The sequence below is a fragment of the Aeromonas ichthyocola genome, assembly GCF_046087985.1.
Taxonomy (GTDB): Bacteria; Pseudomonadota; Gammaproteobacteria; order Enterobacterales; family Aeromonadaceae; genus Aeromonas; species Aeromonas rivipollensis.
On sequence record NZ_JBJSWH010000001.1, the window covers coordinates 363,183 to 379,450 of the forward strand.

The 16,268-nt window shown below is 56.6% G+C and carries 17 protein-coding genes and 1 pseudogene; 8 read left to right on the plus strand and 10 right to left on the minus strand.

Translation table 11 applies throughout. The features are described 5' to 3' along the window. Positions 1–129: 129 nt before the first annotated feature. The 5 genes from ACF2JD_RS01640 to ACF2JD_RS01660 are packed head-to-tail and all read left to right on the plus strand — an operon-like array spanning position 130 to position 4,630. Positions 130–1,419, plus strand: a complete 1,290-nt coding sequence (locus ACF2JD_RS01640) for an aminotransferase class III-fold pyridoxal phosphate-dependent enzyme (protein ID WP_440986624.1) — start codon at positions 130–132, stop codon at positions 1,417–1,419. Then, a complete protein-coding gene (locus ACF2JD_RS01645) occupies positions 1,420–2,364 on the plus strand; it encodes a hypothetical protein (RefSeq protein WP_440986625.1) in 945 nt (314 codons plus the stop codon). Continuing rightward, the gene (gene pseH / locus ACF2JD_RS01650) at positions 2,346–2,909 is read left to right on the plus strand and encodes a UDP-4-amino-4,6-dideoxy-N-acetyl-beta-L-altrosamine N-acetyltransferase (protein ID WP_440986626.1); all 564 of its coding nucleotides are present in this window, start codon (positions 2,346–2,348) and stop codon (positions 2,907–2,909) included. Before ACF2JD_RS01645 ends, pseH begins: the two co-directional genes overlap by 19 nt. Beyond that, a complete protein-coding gene (gene pseI, locus ACF2JD_RS01655) occupies positions 2,906–3,964 on the plus strand; it encodes a pseudaminic acid synthase (protein WP_440986627.1) in 1,059 nt (352 codons plus the stop codon). The genes pseH and pseI overlap by 4 nt, the downstream gene beginning before the upstream one ends. Beyond that, positions 3,965–4,630 carry a methyltransferase domain-containing protein gene (locus ACF2JD_RS01660; protein WP_440986628.1) on the plus strand — a complete coding sequence of 222 codons (666 nt, stop codon included), beginning with the start codon at positions 3,965–3,967 and terminating at the stop codon, positions 4,628–4,630. Positions 4,631–4,905: 275 nt separating this feature from the next. On the opposite strand, the gene ACF2JD_RS01665 is transcribed toward ACF2JD_RS01660, so the two are convergent. From ACF2JD_RS01665 to ACF2JD_RS01705, 9 genes and pseudogenes are all read right to left on the minus strand, one after another. Continuing rightward, positions 4,906–6,999 carry a 6-hydroxymethylpterin diphosphokinase MptE-like protein gene (locus tag ACF2JD_RS01665; RefSeq protein ID WP_440986629.1) on the minus strand — a complete coding sequence of 698 codons (2,094 nt, stop codon included), beginning with the start codon at positions 6,997–6,999 and terminating at the stop codon, positions 4,906–4,908. Then, the gene (locus ACF2JD_RS01670) at positions 6,999–7,271 is read right to left on the minus strand and encodes a hypothetical protein (protein ID WP_440986871.1); all 273 of its coding nucleotides are present in this window, start codon (positions 7,269–7,271) and stop codon (positions 6,999–7,001) included. The genes ACF2JD_RS01665 and ACF2JD_RS01670 overlap by 1 nt, the downstream gene beginning before the upstream one ends. Before the next feature lie 50 nt (positions 7,272–7,321). After that, entirely contained in the window at positions 7,322–7,744 is a 423-nt protein-coding gene (fliS, locus tag ACF2JD_RS01675) for a flagellar export chaperone FliS (protein WP_025326517.1), read from the minus strand. A 126-nt stretch (positions 7,745–7,870) separates the two neighbouring features. Next, positions 7,871–8,377, minus strand: coding sequence for a flagellar filament capping protein FliD (gene fliD / locus ACF2JD_RS01680; RefSeq protein WP_440986630.1), 507 nt, complete (start codon positions 8,375–8,377; stop codon positions 7,871–7,873). Between the two features lie 95 nt (positions 8,378–8,472). Beyond that, positions 8,473–8,892, minus strand: coding sequence for a flagellin hook IN motif-containing protein (locus ACF2JD_RS01685; protein WP_440986631.1), 420 nt, complete (start codon positions 8,890–8,892; stop codon positions 8,473–8,475). A 324-nt stretch (positions 8,893–9,216) separates the two neighbouring features. Then, the gene (locus ACF2JD_RS01690; protein ID WP_440986632.1) at positions 9,217–9,399 is read right to left on the minus strand and encodes a hypothetical protein; all 183 of its coding nucleotides are present in this window, start codon (positions 9,397–9,399) and stop codon (positions 9,217–9,219) included. 48 nt (positions 9,400–9,447) lie between these two features. Then, positions 9,448–9,600 carry a hypothetical protein gene (locus ACF2JD_RS01695; RefSeq protein WP_440986633.1) on the minus strand — a complete coding sequence of 51 codons (153 nt, stop codon included), beginning with the start codon at positions 9,598–9,600 and terminating at the stop codon, positions 9,448–9,450. Positions 9,601–9,636: 36 nt separating this feature from the next. Further along, positions 9,637–10,536 carry a flagellin N-terminal helical domain-containing protein gene (locus ACF2JD_RS01700; protein ID WP_025326513.1) on the minus strand — a complete coding sequence of 300 codons (900 nt, stop codon included), beginning with the start codon at positions 10,534–10,536 and terminating at the stop codon, positions 9,637–9,639. Positions 10,537–11,145: 609 nt separating this feature from the next. Beyond that, positions 11,146–12,043 (minus strand): annotated as a pseudogene (locus tag ACF2JD_RS01705) (flagellin N-terminal helical domain-containing protein). 377 nt (positions 12,044–12,420) lie between these two features. On the opposite strand from ACF2JD_RS01705, the gene ACF2JD_RS01710 reads away from it, so the two are divergent. Together ACF2JD_RS01710 and ACF2JD_RS01715 are read left to right on the plus strand one after the other, a co-directional pair. Continuing rightward, positions 12,421–13,053, plus strand: a complete 633-nt coding sequence (locus ACF2JD_RS01710; protein ID WP_025326511.1) for a trimeric intracellular cation channel family protein — start codon at positions 12,421–12,423, stop codon at positions 13,051–13,053. Positions 13,054–13,154: 101 nt separating this feature from the next. Next, entirely contained in the window at positions 13,155–13,547 is a 393-nt protein-coding gene (locus tag ACF2JD_RS01715) for a hypothetical protein (protein WP_005326432.1), read from the plus strand. Positions 13,548–13,621: 74 nt separating this feature from the next. Here the strand turns inward: ACF2JD_RS01715 and thiI are convergent, their stop codons facing one another. Further along, entirely contained in the window at positions 13,622–15,070 is a 1,449-nt protein-coding gene (gene thiI, locus ACF2JD_RS01720) for a tRNA uracil 4-sulfurtransferase ThiI (protein WP_440986634.1), read from the minus strand. Positions 15,071–15,245: 175 nt separating this feature from the next. On the opposite strand from thiI, the gene ACF2JD_RS01725 reads away from it, so the two are divergent. After that, positions 15,246–16,205, plus strand: a complete 960-nt coding sequence (locus ACF2JD_RS01725; RefSeq protein WP_440986635.1) for a hypothetical protein — start codon at positions 15,246–15,248, stop codon at positions 16,203–16,205. The last annotated feature ends 63 nt before the right edge of the window (positions 16,206–16,268 follow it).

Here is a 16,268-nt window from a genome sequence, read left to right on the forward strand (position 1 = left end):
CTCCAGCCCGCCTTCACCACAGACGATATCCTCGCCCTGCTGGCGCAGCAGCCGGAGCTGGCAACACTGAATACCCGGCACCAGCGCAACGAAGGATTGGCTAACCTCGCTGGCCAAGGAGAAGCACATATGACCTCACGTTATCAACATTCACTGGCTCTCTCGGCACGTGCGGAACAGAGCATTCCTTTGGGCTCCCAAACCTTCTCCAAAAGTCGCCTCTGTTTCCCCTATGGCGCCGCACCGCTCTTTATCGACCGCGGCCAGGGCGCCAGGGTATGGGACGTGGATGGCAACGACTATCTGGACTTTGCCAGCGGTCTGCTGGCCATCAGCCTGGGTTACTGCGACCAGGATGTGAACCAGGCCGTACTGGAGCAGCTCAATCTGGGCTCCATCTTCTCACTTCCCCATCGGCTGGAAACCGAGGTGGCCGAACAGCTGATCGAGCTTATCCCCTGTGCCGAGATGGTGCGCTTTGGCAAGAACGGCACCGATGCCACCTCCGCCTGCATCCGCCTCTCCCGCGCCGTTACCGGTCGGGAGCGAGTCGCCGTCTGCGGCTACCACGGCTGGCAGGACTGGTACATCGGCTCCACCACTCGCCATCTGGGGGTGCCCGAGTGCGTACGCGAACTGACCCATCGCTTCGACTACAACGATCTGGGCTCCCTCAAGGCCCAGCTGGAGGCCCATCCCGGCGAATTTGCCGCCGTGATCCTGGAGCCCATGAACGTCGCCTGGCCCACCCCCGAGTTTCTGCCCGGCCTGCGCCAGCTGTGTGATGAGCACGGCGCCCTGCTCATCTTCGATGAGACTATCACCGGCTTTCGCTTCCACCTCGGCGGTGCCCAGACCCTGTTCGGCGTCACGCCGGATCTGGCCGCCTTTGGCAAGGGCATGGCCAACGGCTTCCCCATCTCCGCCGTGGTAGGCCGCCGCCAGTACATGTGCCGCATGGAGGATATCTTCTTCTCCGGCACCTTTGGCGGCGATGCCATCGCCCTGGCGGCAGCCAACGCCGTCATCAAGAAGATGCGCCGGCTCGACGTGCCAGCACGACTGGCCGAGCGGGGCCAGCAACTGCTCGATGGGCTCAACGCACTGCTGCAACAAATAAACGCCCCGAGCTGGCTGCAAAGCGCCGGTCACCCGAGCTGGAGCTTCCTGCTGATCGGCGATTCGGCCAACCACTCCAGCTGGCTGCTGAAAAGCTACTTCATCCAGGAGTTGTGCAAGCGGGGCATTCTCAGCCTCGGCAGCCACAACCTCAACCTCGCCCACAGCGAGCAGGACGTTCACACCCTGTTGAGCGTCTATGCCGAGGTGCTGCCAGCGCTTATCCGTCTGGATGCCGACAAGGCCATTCACCAATCTCTGGATGGCGAGCCGATCCAGCCGGTGTTCAAGGTGCGCTGAGTGCTGCCCCTGTGGATTTTCAGCGAAGGGGACAAGGGGCGGGGTCTGGGTCACCTCAGTCGCTGCAGCGCCTATGCCGCCGCCTGGCGGCAACAGGGCGGCACTGTCCACTGGGTGGTCGAGGGCGATGAGCTGGCCAGCACCATGCTCAAGGAGGAGTCCGTTCGCTGGGGCAACTGGCAGCAAGAGCCCATCTCCCCGCAGCAGGCAGTCGCCATTGTCGACTCTTATTCGGCGAGCCTGACGACACTGCAGAGCATAGCGGCGGGGTTTGTGCGGGTGATTTACCTCGATGACACCGAGCGCCTGGACTATCCAGAGGGGATGGTGATCCATGCCAGCCCCGGAATCCCAGGCAACAAGTGCGGTGCCGCCCTCTGGCAGTGGGGACCGGGTTGGCAACCCCTGCGCCCTCCGTTCTGGTCCGTTCCCGCCCGAACCCGGGTTCCCGAGCGCATCGAGCGCATCCTGATCATCATGGGGGGAACCGACGTGCGCGACCTGACTCCCGGGTTGGTCACCTGGCTACGCCAGCACTGTCCGGAGGTGGCGCTGGACGTCGTCATCCGGGAGCACGATCCGCGACTGTCGGGATCTAGGCAACATCACCGCCTCGATGCCAACCAGATGGCCGCTCTCATGTGTCGCTGCGATCTGGCCATCAGCAGTGCAGGACAGGTGACCTATGAGCTGGCGCGCTGCGGTCTGCCGGGCCTGCTCATCGGCGTTGCCGACAACCAGGCCAGCCAGCTGGCTGGCTGGTGCGGGCCGGACGCCTTCCTCCCGGGCGGCTGGTGGCATGATGCCGGCTTGCTCTCCCGGCTGGAACAAGGGCTGGCAAGACTGGCTGCACCGGATGAACGCACCAGACGAGCACACAGGCTGCAAGCGCTGATGGCAGGAAACGGCACCCTGGAGGCCCTCTCATGGCTCAACCAGAGATAGATCTGCAGCGGCGCTTCGAGCTGGCAGATGTCACCCTCATCCCTTTTTCCATGCTGGACGAGCAGCAGCTAGTGGCTGTCTGGCAGATGCGCAACCATCCGGAGATTGCACGCTGGATGAACACCGGAGGTGACATCAGCCTGGAGGCGCATCGCGCCTTCATGGCACGCCAACAGCAGGAGACCCGCAACCTGAACTACCTCTGCCAGGACCCTCAAGGGCTCCTGGGGGTACTCGCCCTGCACCGGCTGGACTGGCACAATCGCCTGGCCTGGCTCGGGATCTATCGCAATCCCTGGCGCAGCGAGAAACGGCTTGGCGCGCGTCTACTGACCGCCGTCAACCGGCTCGCCTTCGAGGTCGCCCATCTGCACAGTCTCAAGCTGGAGGTCGCAGCGGACAATGAAAGAGCCATTCAAGCCTATCTGAGAGCAGGCTTTCGCCATGAAGGCGCCTGGCGGGAGGCGGTCTATCGCCCCCAAACAACAAACCATGTCGATCTCGTGCTGATGGGGATCACTGAACAGGAGTGGACACATTCATGACCCAAGCCATGGCGAGCGCCATCAATCCGGATCGCTGCTTCATCATCGCCGAACTGTCTGCCAACCATGGCCACTCCCTGGAGACGGCGCTGGCGACGGTACGCGCGGCCAAGGCATGTGGTGCCGATGCCATCAAGATCCAGACCTACACGGCCGACACCATCACCCTGGATTGCGACAATGAGTATTTCCAGATCAATCAGGGCACCATTTGGGATGGCACCACGCTCTACAAGCTCTATCAGGAGGCCTATACCCCCTGGGAGTGGCATGCCGCCATCCAGGCCGAGGCGCAGAAAGAGGGGCTGGTCTTCTTCTCCACCCCCTTTGATGTCACAGCAGTCGATTTTCTGGAAGACCTCGATGTTCCCCTCTACAAGATCGCCTCGTTCGAAATCACCGACATTCCCCTGATCGAATACGCGGCCAGCAAGGGCAAGCCGATGATCATCTCGACCGGCATCGCGACCCTGGCCGATATCGATGCGGCCGTGCAGGCCTGCCGCCGCATGGGCAATCAGGATATTACCCTGCTCAAGTGCACCTCCTCCTACCCCGCCCCGGTGGAGGAGGCCAACCTGCTCACCATTCCCAATATGCGACAGACATTCGGGGTGAAGGTAGGATTGTCCGACCATACCCTGGGAGAGGCCGTGGCCATGGCCGCCACGGCGCTGGGGGCTCGCGTGATTGAAAAACACTTTATTCTGGATCGCGCCCTGGGTGGGCCGGACGCCTCCTTCTCCATGACACCGAACGAGTTCTGCCATATGGTCGACGGGATCAGGCAGGTTGAAGCAGCCCTGGGGGAGGTCTGCTACAGCCTCAATGACAAGGCGATGGCAAACCGGCACTTCTCCCGCTCACTCTTCGTCTGTGAGCCGATGAAAGCCGGAGAGGTCTTTACCTCCCGCAATGTCCGCTCCGTCCGACCTGCGGATGGATTACCCCCGGTTCACCTCCCCTCCCTGCTGGGTCGCCGTGCAAGCCAGGATATTCAGGCTGGCACACCGCTGGCATGGCCATTGATTGCCCAAGTTGCCGAGGAGCGCTAGATGCAACAGAAAAACGTCTTCATGGCCCGGGAAGGGAACGAGTGGTACGAGCGCAATAAGGCCGCCATCCTCGAGAAATCTCTGGCGAGTGACCCCATCTTCAAGGCGCTGGAATACCTGGGCAGCAAACCTGCCAGGATCCTGGAGATAGGCTGTGCCAACGGCTGGCGGCTGGCGCAGCTGGCCGAGCACTACGGCGCCCGTTGCTATGGGGTGGATCCGTCCGCCAGCGCCATCCAGGATGGGCTCTCCCGCTATCCAGGGTTGCAGCTCACTGTGGGAACAGCGGACAGCCTGCCCGAAATAGAACCGGTCGATCTCATCATCTTCGGCTTCTGCCTCTATCTGTGCGATCCCCAGGATCTGTTCAGGATTGCCGCCGGCAGTGATGCCCTGCTGACGGATCGGGGCCTCATGACCATACTGGATTTCAATCCCCCGGCCGGCCACTATCGCAACGACTATCAGCATCACGCCAATCTCTTCAGCTACAAGATGAATTACGGAGAGTTGTTTGGCTGGCACCCGGGCTACCATCGCCTGTTTGAACACGTGCAGCATCACGACGGTGGCGCTGAACTTGAGCCGGATGCGCTGATCTCGGTGCAGATCCTGCGAAAAGATGTACGCCTGCTCGCGGCACAGAATCCTTATCCCAAGGGATAGAAAAACACCGACCCAAGGGCCTAATGCAAGTCAGTTAAGCGAATTTGAGTCCAAACCCGCGTGGTATAAGAGCTAAAAAGCGAGGGAGGCATGATGCCTCCCTCTTACTATTGAATGCCAGTCAGGGGAAGGGTTTCAGTCATATTGACCCTCTAACCTTGGAACAACTCTGAATATTCAAATTAACGAACATTCAGTCAAAAAGGTGTTTGACTGTTCGCTATTATCCCCTTGGAACTGTGCTTTTTGTCTAAAAAAGGTTATAGACAGAGTATCTAACTTTTCTTTCTAAACAGAGCCATCAGTTCATTGTCATTCATATCTACACTGTCGAGCGCCTTGGGATACATGTCTCTGACTTTCGCCAAGAACTCCAGCCAGAGTTCGATGGCCGGCTTCATCAGCACCAGCGTCTCTTCCTCCCCCTCGAAGGAGTAGAGAATGGAGCTCAGCAGGGTAAATACATAGTTCATCGAACCTATCATGACTTGTGCAATATGCTGCTGTCGTGTAGCAGAAATCTGGGCAAGATAGCCAAAGTTGCGCAGCATCAGCTGATTTATCTCATTGCGAGATGTGAAGTCTTGTTGCCATTCGGCCACCATCTTGTCGATGAAGATATTAAAGAACTCGATATCCAGCAACGACTCGACATCCTGCTTTGACAAGGAAATTGGTGCACACAAGGCAACTATTTCCCCGAGCAGAGCGGATTTTTCAACCGGGATAGAGAGGTTTATCTCGGCACTGGGCAGGGCCCTCGCCTTCTCTATCTTGGCGCCATCGCTGCAATTGAAACAGCGTACATCTTCGTTGGTGGCCAGTACTTGCTCCATCACCCGCCGCGAGGTATCAAACATGGCATTGCTGATCACCATGCCGCCAAAATTCCCTTCCCGTTGCCACAAACTATCGCCATACATCATCTCCCCCAAAGCCCCCGCACTCTCCTCGTTGTTATAGTACGAGCTGAGTTTGGAATGATGGTGCCCCTTGTGCTTGTAGCCGTTATCCAGACCGAACAGATACAGGTTTTTAAAGCCAAGGTGGATGGGGGCACTGAGACCTATATTGCCCACCAGGGGGTTCACCCCACCGAGGGCGGCGCAGGCGTTCAAATGGGGAAAGTAATTATGGTAGATCGCCGCCCCGGGCTCGCTGAGTTTGAATGCAAGCACTGATTGATTGAATAGCGAAGCACAATCGGGGTGGATCACATCCGTACTCAGGAACAGGACATCGCGCAGGTAATCAGGATCGTTCAAGTTGACCAGGAAGTCATAGACTATCTTGGTCCGCTCCGTTTCAACGTGAATGTCCGGCTTGATGCCGACCTTGTGCAAGGCCGAAATCGCGCTGCCACAGGAGATAATTAGGGCCTGGTCTTTGTTTTTCTCGATGACAGCAATGGCATCATCCAGCGAGGGGCCATTGGCAATAATAAAGACAGGTGTCCGAGAATAACCAGCGGGGACCTTTCCTCCCTTTTTCAAAAAGGGCACAGCACGCTCGATATTATTGATGGTGTGAGACAGGGCGATCAAATTGTCATCGAAGAAGCCCCACCCCATGACCAGCAGATAATATTCCTGCTGCACCTTCTCTATCAGCTTTCTTATCCTCTCGTTCTGATAACCCCACATGATGAAAGCGTTGGCGATCAGGAAAGAGCCGCGGCTGTGAATGGCCGAAGCAAAATCCTTGACAATGGTTTCTTCATCCTGCCCCAGCAAAATATGCAGCCCCAGATTCTCCTGATGCAGATAAGTCAGCAATGGCGCCCAGTCGAAGCAGAACAAGGAGGCGTAGAAGAGATCCAGGTCCGGCTCAAACAGGAAGAGAGTACCGATCTTGCATCTTTCATAGAGATAACCGAGGTGATACCCCAGACCCACCCCGAAGATAAGGGCACTCGGTACCTCATGGGGCACCTGGCCGAGCATTTTTTCCCGCGTAGAAATGTCGTCAAGATAGGCATTGAGCCTGTTGAGATAATCAACATGCACGAAACCTATCGCATTAGCCTCCTGGCTGAAGGAGAACCTGGACAAGCCCCCCTTCTCCATGAACTCCTTCACCAGCGTCTCACAGATGAGATAAGGTTCGGCGCCGTACACGGCGACATCATCGTCGAGCCAAGCCAGATTGGGTTGACCGTTTTCATTGCAGAAGAACTTGAACGGACGGGCAGGCTGATAGCCCTCATACATGTCAGCGATATGGGGAATATATTGGCGAAACGCGGCCATATTTTGTGCAAAGCGAAGGGGCAACGCCACCTTCATGGCAGCTTCCTGCTCCGCTTGCTGCTGAAGTCGCAGTGCATCCTGTTCCGCTTTTATCAGGGCTGCATCAATATTGACTGGCATCAGAACTCCTTGCTGTTTGCACGATACGCTTGCCCGGCCCTGCTGGCTTTCCCAACGTGGGTCAGCTGTTCGAAAATGGCGTGATGATGGCTGGCTGCCAGGGCTTTCGTGCTCTCTTCTTGAATGGACAGTTCGCCAGCCAGGACCGCAACAGCCTCTTGTTGTTCAGGGTCATCTTGAACAAACTGCACCAGACGACCTATCAACGCCAGCCGCTCATCCATGCAGAGCAGGGCCTCATCATATTGCTGCTGCTGCAATAGTGCGTCCATCAAGCGGGTATTTTCCCGCAGTGCGTCATCGAGCTCGGTGAGAGTGGCTCTCACAGCTCACCCAGCTGCTGTCTCATCTGAAAACCTTGCTGTTTTTCAGCCTCGGGCAATTGATCCCAACCGGATTTGATGGTCAGCATCAGTCCCATGACCTCGTCGAGGGGGGCAATGTCCCGTGCCAGACTGGCATCCCAGATACGTTCGTCCATATAGGCGTAAAGCCCATACAGGTCTTCTGCCATGGCGCCCTGACTCATATCCAGCGCATCCTGCAAACCATGCAGCAATCCCTGTGCCTTGGAGATGGCAACCGATTTGGCTTCCATGTCCTGGCGTTCGATGGCGCCCTTGGCTTGTGCCAGGCGTTCCAGGCAACCCTGCATCATCAATTGAATGACACGGTGAGGATCCGCCGTGGCCAGATCGGCTGCGAGGTTGCCCGCGGTATAGGCTTTGATATTGCGCTTGTACATATTTCAATACTCTCGATCTATCAAGATTTCTGATAATTCGTCTGCAGGCTGGACAATGCAGAGGCCGAGTTGTTCATCTTGACCAGCAAGGCATCCAGGCTGCCATATTGGGCACGCAGTGAGGCTTCATATTTTGCCAATTGTGCACTGGCCGTTGCGGTTTTCTGGGTTACCGTAAGTCTCCGTTCGGTCTTCACCGGTACACTTACAGCCAACATGCCACCTGACTTGGTATACTTTAAGTCCTTTATTCAACGTACCAGCAAGGCCATTCACCCCGAATAGAGCCACAACCTGATCGAAATTCTTATCCACTGCTTGGCCAAATTTTTCTTCTAGAGATAACTTGCCCTTATTATCCATTTTTATGCCAATTTCAATTACTTGAATATGTGTACTCAACCCATTTCCTGTGACGGTATTATCCATAAAGTTGCTAATTGTTCGCGTACTGGCATCACCGGCGAGAGCACCACCATCATCTTGTCTAACTCCACCGACAATACTGTTACGCTTGCCCAGCTCGTCCATCTTATCCTGAAGTGCGTTATAGCCATCGATGAACTGTTTCACCATACTTTCAATTGAAGATTTATCGGTAGATATATCCACTTTGTTAGGTTTGAGAATCACCGCTGCTATCTTTATCAGATACTCGTAATACCGTAAGTTTCAAATCCTGAATAGAATCATCAAAAACATTGGTATCACTTTTTAGTGTATTGCCATCAACTATAATTTCGGCACTGCTCGCGGCATGTTTTTGATTCATCACGCTGCCAGGAGCACCGATGGAGAACATCCCAAGTTCTGACTGTATTTCCAGTGATGGTCGAGTCCTTGCCATCTCCAGAGATACCCGAATCAATAATTAGTTTTGCCTTACCATCCGAAGTGTTAACAATGTTTGCGCTGAGGCCGAAGTTGTCACTATTGCTGTTGATGCTCTTGCGAATATCTTGCAGGGTATCGCCCGCTTTAACATCAACCTTGAACGTCTTGTCGCCGGCTTTGAAGGTCAGTTGCCCATCCTGGGTGACCAGTGCAGTGGTGGAACTATCAAAGATACCCTCTTGGCGGCTGGTGGTCGCCAATTTACTGACTGTGACGTTGTACTGGCCATTGGAGGCGCCAGACTTGCTCTCCACGCTTTCATCACTGGGTTATCTTTGCTCTGGGTGATGTTGATAGCCCGTTTGTTGAAAGCACCGGGGGCACTCAACTTGTCGAGGATGTCAGTGAAGGTGGTGAGAGATGATTTAGCTGACCTATGCCAGACAAGGTGATCTGGGTACTGTTTTGTTTTGATGATCGGTTGTTGCAACTGGGCTTTTTTCGCCGCCACACTGGCCGCAATCACACTTGTCGAGATCAAGCCCAGAACCCGCACCGGCAGAGGTAATTGCCATGTTATCGTCTCCTCATTTGTTCGATTTAAATTCTCACTATCCAGCAACAGGCCAAGCTTCGGGTTAGCGACCGGAGCCCTTGACGCAGAGCCTGGATCCGCTTGTGAATTGCGAGCAGCTCTTCACTCGGAATTTGCCGTATAACGGATCGGGTATCAAGTCCATCACCTTGATCACCACCTGCCCCAAGTCTTGCTCCATGCTGAAATTAACCGTCCAGCCTTGTTGCAAGCCAAATTCTTGCAAATTTTGTACCTGTTTTTCAATCTCTGCTTGGCTTTGTACCGGCTGGAATCAGTTTTTGTCACATCCTGATTTTTCCGCAGTGCAACACCAGGTTTCTTCCACTAAACCAGAAAGCAGTTGAGCGGCCACTTGGCCGCTCTTGTCACTTAGCTGTAAGGAAGCGCCATTGGCAGATGACAGATTACCGAGTTCAGTTGTCATCTTATCTCTCCCGTTTCAATCAGCCACTGTCCATCGTTAGCCCAGCAGAGATAGGGCAGACTGCGGACGCTGGTTGGCCTGGGCCAGTATGCTGGAAGCCGCCTGTTGCAGGATGTTCTGCTTGGTCATGTTGGCGGTTTCGGTGGCGAAGTCCGCATCACGGATACGGGAGCGGGCGGCACTGACGTTTTCCGAGATATTGGACTGGTTGCGAATGGTTGAATCCAGTCGGTTCTGCACCGCACCCAGCTCGGCACGTTTGCCATCGACGATTCCCAACATGGAATCAACTGCGGCCAGGACATTCTGCGCATTAGTCTGAGTACTGATACTGATGCCACCGGCACTGCCGCTCAAGAAGATAGTGCTCACGGCAAGGGTACCGCCACTCGCTGCCGTCACAGTTGTGTTCGCAGCAGCAGAAATACCGGAAATGCTAAACCCCCCCGCCTGGGAAAGGCTGAAGCTGATGGTCTGGTTGGCATCCGCCCCGACCTGGAAGCTGCCGTTGTAATTTCCATCCAGCAGCTTGGTACCCGCGAAGGTGGTATCGGTAGAGATACGGTTGATTTCAGACCCCAGCTGATCCACTTCCTTCTGCAGGGCTTCGCGATCCTTGGCGGAGTTGGAACCGTTGGCAGATTGCTGGGCCAGGGTACGCATACGCTGCAGCATGCCGGTCACTTCATCCATGGCCCCTTCTGCTGTCTGCGCCAGGGAGATGCCGTCGTTGGCGTTGCGGTTGCCCTGATCCAGGCCATTGACCTGGGAGGTCAGACGGTTGGAGATCTGCAGACCGGCCGCGTCGTCCTTGGCGCTGTTGATACGCAGACCGGATGCCAGGCGGGTGTATGAGGTATCCAACGACTTGGTGGTGTTCATCAAGTTACGCTGGGCGTTCAATGATGAAGTGTTGGTATTGATAAACATGGCCATAAAAGATTTCTCCTGATGAACAAGAAACTGCGGGCTCTGTTTGCATCTATGCAGCCAGGGTCCCACCGTTCAGATGGACAGATTGAACGATCTGTGCCATCTGGCGGGCCCCCTGTTTGAACGGACACAGGACCCGCAGTTGCGCAAATGTTGGTTTTCCGAACACCCCTCGATTTGCTTCACCCTCTGTAACGGCAGTCCCATCAGAAGCTTTAAGCAATTTATTCAACCTCCCCACGCAAAAAACGGACAACAGCCCTTTTCCAGGCGACGTGGCTGCAAAACCCTGTCGTCACGAGACACTCCGACGCGACTCATGCATGTCTGCGCAACAGAGATTGGCATGTTTTATGCTGGGTTTTATGTGTCGCCAGTTTATCGGCGCCCATAAAAAAGGCCGACAATGTCGGCCAAAGAAGAGCTTACGCTCAGGAGAACAACCTCGAGGGTGACAGAGTGAACGATCTGCGCAACACTCGAGGGGTAATACCAATAAAAGAAACTCTCTTTCGATAGGACAAGGCGTAAATCCGAACACCCCATTGTTCCATCTTGCTTACCAGGGCGGCCTGAACAACCGCCCTTTTCTTTTTCTTGCAATCAGTCAGCTTAGCCTTGCAGCAGGGAGAGCGCAGACTGCGGACGCTGGTTGGCCTGAGCCAGAATGCTGGAGGCAGCCTGTTGCAGGATATTCTGCTTGGTCATGTTGGCCGTTTCGGTGGCGAAGTCTGCATCGCGGATACGGGAGCGGGCAGCCGAGACGTTTTCCGAAATATTGGACTGGTTGCGGATGGTGGAGTCCAACCGGTTTTGCACCGCACCCAGCTCGGCGCGCTTGCTGTCGACCACGGTCAACATGGAGTCAACAGCCGCCAGTACGTTCTGGGCATTGCTCTGACTGCTGATGCTGATACCACCAGCACTACCGCCAACAAAGACTGTTGATATACCGACCGCAGCTGCGGTACCAGCAATGGTGGTTGCCGCCGCCGCCGCAATCCCGGAGATGCTGAAACCATCTGCCTGACTCAGGCTGAAACTGATGGTCTGGTTGGCATCCGCACCGACCTGGAAGGTGCCGCCGAAGGAACCGTCGAGCAGCTTGGTGCCGGCGAAAGTGGTCGCGGTGGAGATACGGTTGACCTCAGCCCCCATTAACTCCACCTATTTTGTCAAAGGGCCCCGGTCCTGGCGGAGTTAGAACCGTTGGAAGACTGCTGAGCGAGCGTACGCATTCGCTGCAGCATGCCGGTCACTTCATCCATGGCCCCTTCCGCTGTTTGCGCCCGAAATACCATCGTTGGCGTTACGGTTACCTTGATTTAACCCATTGATCTGAGAGGTCAAACGATTGGAAATTTGCAGACCCGCGGCATCATCTTTGGCACTGTTGATACGCAAGCCAGATGCCAAGTCGAGTGTAGGAAGTATCCAGTGATTTGGTCGTATTCATCAGGTTACGCTGCGCGTTGAGTGATGAAACGTTAGTGTTGATATACAGGCCCATGACTATTCTCCTAAGCTATTAAATTTACTCTTCTATTTGCTCTGGCTTTATTATTTTCTGTGCCCGATGCGTCTTATTTAACGGCTCGTTTTTGGATGTCTTTAGCATTTTTTTCAACGCTTCATCGCATTAACGCCGCTTACCTTATATATCGGCATGTTCTCGGGGAAACTTAAGGAAAAAAACGCCCAAAACCAGTGACAGACTCAACCTTCTGAAGCTAGCCAACGGCGGGGGCAGGGGCCATGAGACACTACCGTTCGTGCTGCGAGAAAAAATCCGTCCCGACTCTCAATTTTGTCGAGCACTGTTGGCGATTGGGCTCACTTGCCCCTAAAATCGCCGCCCCATCATTTATTGGACGTGAGTTGTTCTCCATGCAGACACTGGTTGAGCAGATTGTTTACATCAGCGACATGTTTGGTACTGCGGTATTCGCGTTTTCGGGGGTATTGGTGGCAGGGCGCCTCAGAATGGACGGCTTCGGCGTCATGGTGCTGGCGGCGGTGACCGCCATCGGCGGTGGCACCATACGTGACATGATCCTGGGCGCCACCCCGGTATTCTGGGTACGCGACCCCCTCTACATCTGGGTCGTCATCGCCACGGCACTCATCGGCATGTGGATGGTCAAGTTGCCCCGCCGCATGCCCTGGTATGTGTTGCCGGTGGCCGATGCCTTCGGGCTGGCGCTCTTTACCGTGATTGGCGCCCAGAAGGCGCTCAACTTCGGCACCTCGGGGCTGATTGCTGTGCTCATGGGCACCATGACGGGGGTAGCGGGCGGCATGATCCGGGACGTGCTGGCCCGGGAAGTGCCCATGGTGCTGCAAAAGGAGATCTATGCCACCGCCTGCATCCTGGGGGGCATCCTCTATACCCTGGCGCTGGAGGTCAACATGGACAGGGTCACCGCCATGCTCATCTGCATGACGGCCGTTTTTGGCCTGCGCGTGGCCGCCATCTACTGGCATCTCTCCCTGCCGACCTTCTCGTTGCAGCGCAACTGAACCGGGTCTGGGTGGGCGAGATCCCACCCTTGCAGGGGCAAGATTGAACCAAGCCCGCTTTTCTGTTGTCATAGAGTGGTCGTTTCAAGCCGGATTACCTCATGCAAAAACTTGGGCTCATTACCACGCTGATTCTGATGATGGTGGCAGCGGCTCATGCGGGGGCACAGGCCCTGTTCGGGCGCCTGGCATCCACCCCGGTGCAGCAGTTCAACCAGCAGATCCGTCAGGCGAGCAGCAGTCAGCAGGGCTGGGTCAACGACTATCGCGAAGTGGCTCGCCGCTTCGTGGGTCATGAAGACGTGCCCACCCGCATCCATGCCCAGCAGTTGGACAACGATCTGGTGCTCTCGGTGGCCCTCGATGGCCAGAAGAGCGACATGCTCTACATCCTGACCCTGTTTCGCAGCAACAACCTGTGGCAGATGCGTCAGGCCGAGATGGGTTGGCGCTGCCAGGGCCAGGAGACCTTTACCCCAGTCCCCTGCCCCTGATCGTCACCGAAGATGTGAAATAAAAAAATCCGGCACCTTGGCCGGATTTTTTTATGGGCGCATGCACACCGCTATCAGGGACGGTAGACCTTGACGTTGTCAAAGCCTTGCTCTTTCAGATAGAGCGCCTGCAACTTGCTCATCACGCCGCGATCGCAATAGAGCAGGTAGGTCTGCTCCTTGGGCAGATCGCCAAAGGCAGTCGCCAGCTTGAAGAAGGGGATGTGCAGGACGTCGCGCCCTTCCACCACCAGCGGCTTCTCGTCGCGCTCATCACTGGAGCGGATGTCCAGGATGACTTCGTTGGCGGCCAGCACCTGGGTGGTCTCCACCTCCTGCACCTGGGCGGCAGTCTCTTCGCCGATGCGGCGAATGTCGAGATAGCGGGCCTCGCTCACCACCTTGTCCAGGATGGCGAAGTCGAAGTTGGCCTCTTCCGCCTCGATGTTGGACAGCACTGCCTTGATGGTTGGCTTCTTGGAGATGACGCCGCAATACTCCGGCATGGTCTCTGCAAACTCCAGGGTACCGATGCGACGGGCTTCGCTGATGATGTCCGGCTTGTCCCAGGTGATGAGCGGGCGCAGGATCACCTTGTCGGTCACCCGGTCGATCACGTTCAAGTTGGTGAGAGTCTGGCTGGAAACCTGGCCCACACACTCGCCGGTCACCAGGGCCTGGATCTGGAAGGTTTCCGCCACCTGGCCGGCGGCGCGCATCATCATCCGCTTGAGCACCACCCCCATCTGGCCGTTGTCGATCTTCTCGAGGATCTCGGCCACCACGGGCTCAAAGTCGATGGCGGTGAAACGCACCTTGTGGGAGGCGCCGAACTTGCTCCACAGGTAATAGGCGACCTGCTTGACCCCGATCTCGTGGGCAGCGCCACCGAGGTTGAAGAAGCAGTAGTGCACGCGGCAGCCGCGCTTGATGAACTGGTAGGAGGCCACGCCGGAGTCGAAGCCGCCGGAGAGCAGGCTCAGCACATCTTCCTGGGTCGCCATGGGGAAGCCGCCCATGCCGTGGTGGACGGCACTGATGATGTAGAGCTCGTCGTTTTCCACTTCCAGGTTGACCTGGATATCCGGCTTCTTCAGGCGCACACCGGCGGTTTCACAGTGCTGGTTGAGGCCGCCACCCACATAGCGCTCCAGCTCCAGGGAGCTGAAGTCGTGCTTGCCGACGCGACGGGCACGCACGCAGAAGGTCTTGCCTTTCAGGCGATCGCCCCAGACGGCGCGGGTCTGCTCGAAGATGTCGTGCAGATCGGTAAAGTTGCTCAGCTTCACTTCGAGGAAATACTGGATGCCAGGAATACAGCTTAGCGTCTCGAGATACTGGGTGTGGAACTGATCGTTGCGGGAGCTCACTACCAGCTTGTCCCAGTCCATCCGCACGCGGGCGTCTTCGTCAAAGCGGCGCAACACGTTACGGATGTTGCCCTGCAGCATCTTGGTGAAACGCTGACGCACTGACTTGCTCTTGATGGTGATTTCGGGGAACAGCTTGATAATGAACTTCATGGTGTTGACTCGGGTGGCCTTGATTTAAGGGCGCGAATTATATCAGAAGTTTGGCGCCAGCGCCTACTGGCCAGGTGACGGCAGATTTTCCCACACAATGTTTGCCGCAAAGCGGCAATCTTGCGTATATTCCCGAGCCTGCGCCTTGGCCACCGGCTTGAACACTGACGATCCGATGAAGACCTATATCTACTACCCCGGCATGGAAGTACGGGATGAACTCTGGCTCAAGTTTGCTCTTGTCTATCTGGAGCGGCTCGCCTTCGTCTTCACCGTCAGCGAGAAGAGCGGCCTCACCGCCCTGCTCGATACCCTGCGCCAGCAGAGCGATCTGCTGGCCGAGCGGCCGGCACCAACCTTCTTTGCCGCCATCACCCCCCAAATCGAAAATCAGATTACCGGCCTTATCGCCCCCGATTTCGTCCGCCACAAGGTGTTTGGCAACAAGGAGTTGATCGCTCGCTGGCGCCAGCATGCCAACCACGACTGCTTCTGCCCCGCCCAGCCGGGTCTGGAGCGGCTGCACGGTTTTTGCCTGAGCCACGGCTTTGCGACCCGGGATGAGGGGGGGATCAGAATGGCGCGACGCTTTGCCAACCTGCTCTCCATGCGCCTCGCCCGTGAGTGGGCGCTCGCCAATGAGGGGGCCCTCATCACGGATCACGACTACCTGGACAGGCTGCTTCACCTGCTCGAATCCCGCTACCACAACCGGGGCGGCCAGGATTGCTTCCACCTCGAGATCCCGCTGCAAGTGCCCACTCACCTCGCCGAGATCTCCTTCGATGAGCTGGTTGCCCTGCGCGGGCGCAGCGGTTTTCGCCAGCAGCTGGCGGCCTTCCACCAGGCTCTGGATGCCCTGCTCACCATGCTGGGCAGCGGCTACGCCGACCCTGCCGTACTGGCCCGCTTCGAGCAGGCGCAGCAGGGGCTCAACCAGTTGCTGGGCCCAGAGACCCGCAGCCTGCCACTCACCACCCTTGTCAGCTGCTCATTGCCCGCCATGGCAATGATCCACAGGCTCAAGGAGAGTCACCCCGGCAGCAACCTTGTCTTCCATCCCATCAAGAAGAGCCACTTTCACCAGCGCAAGAGTCAGCACTTCTTCACCCGGCTGGGTCAGGTCAAACCCTGATCCAGCGCCAGCACAGGGGCTGCCGTCAAGATATTGTCGCCCTGAACGGGTGGCCCCTCTGAC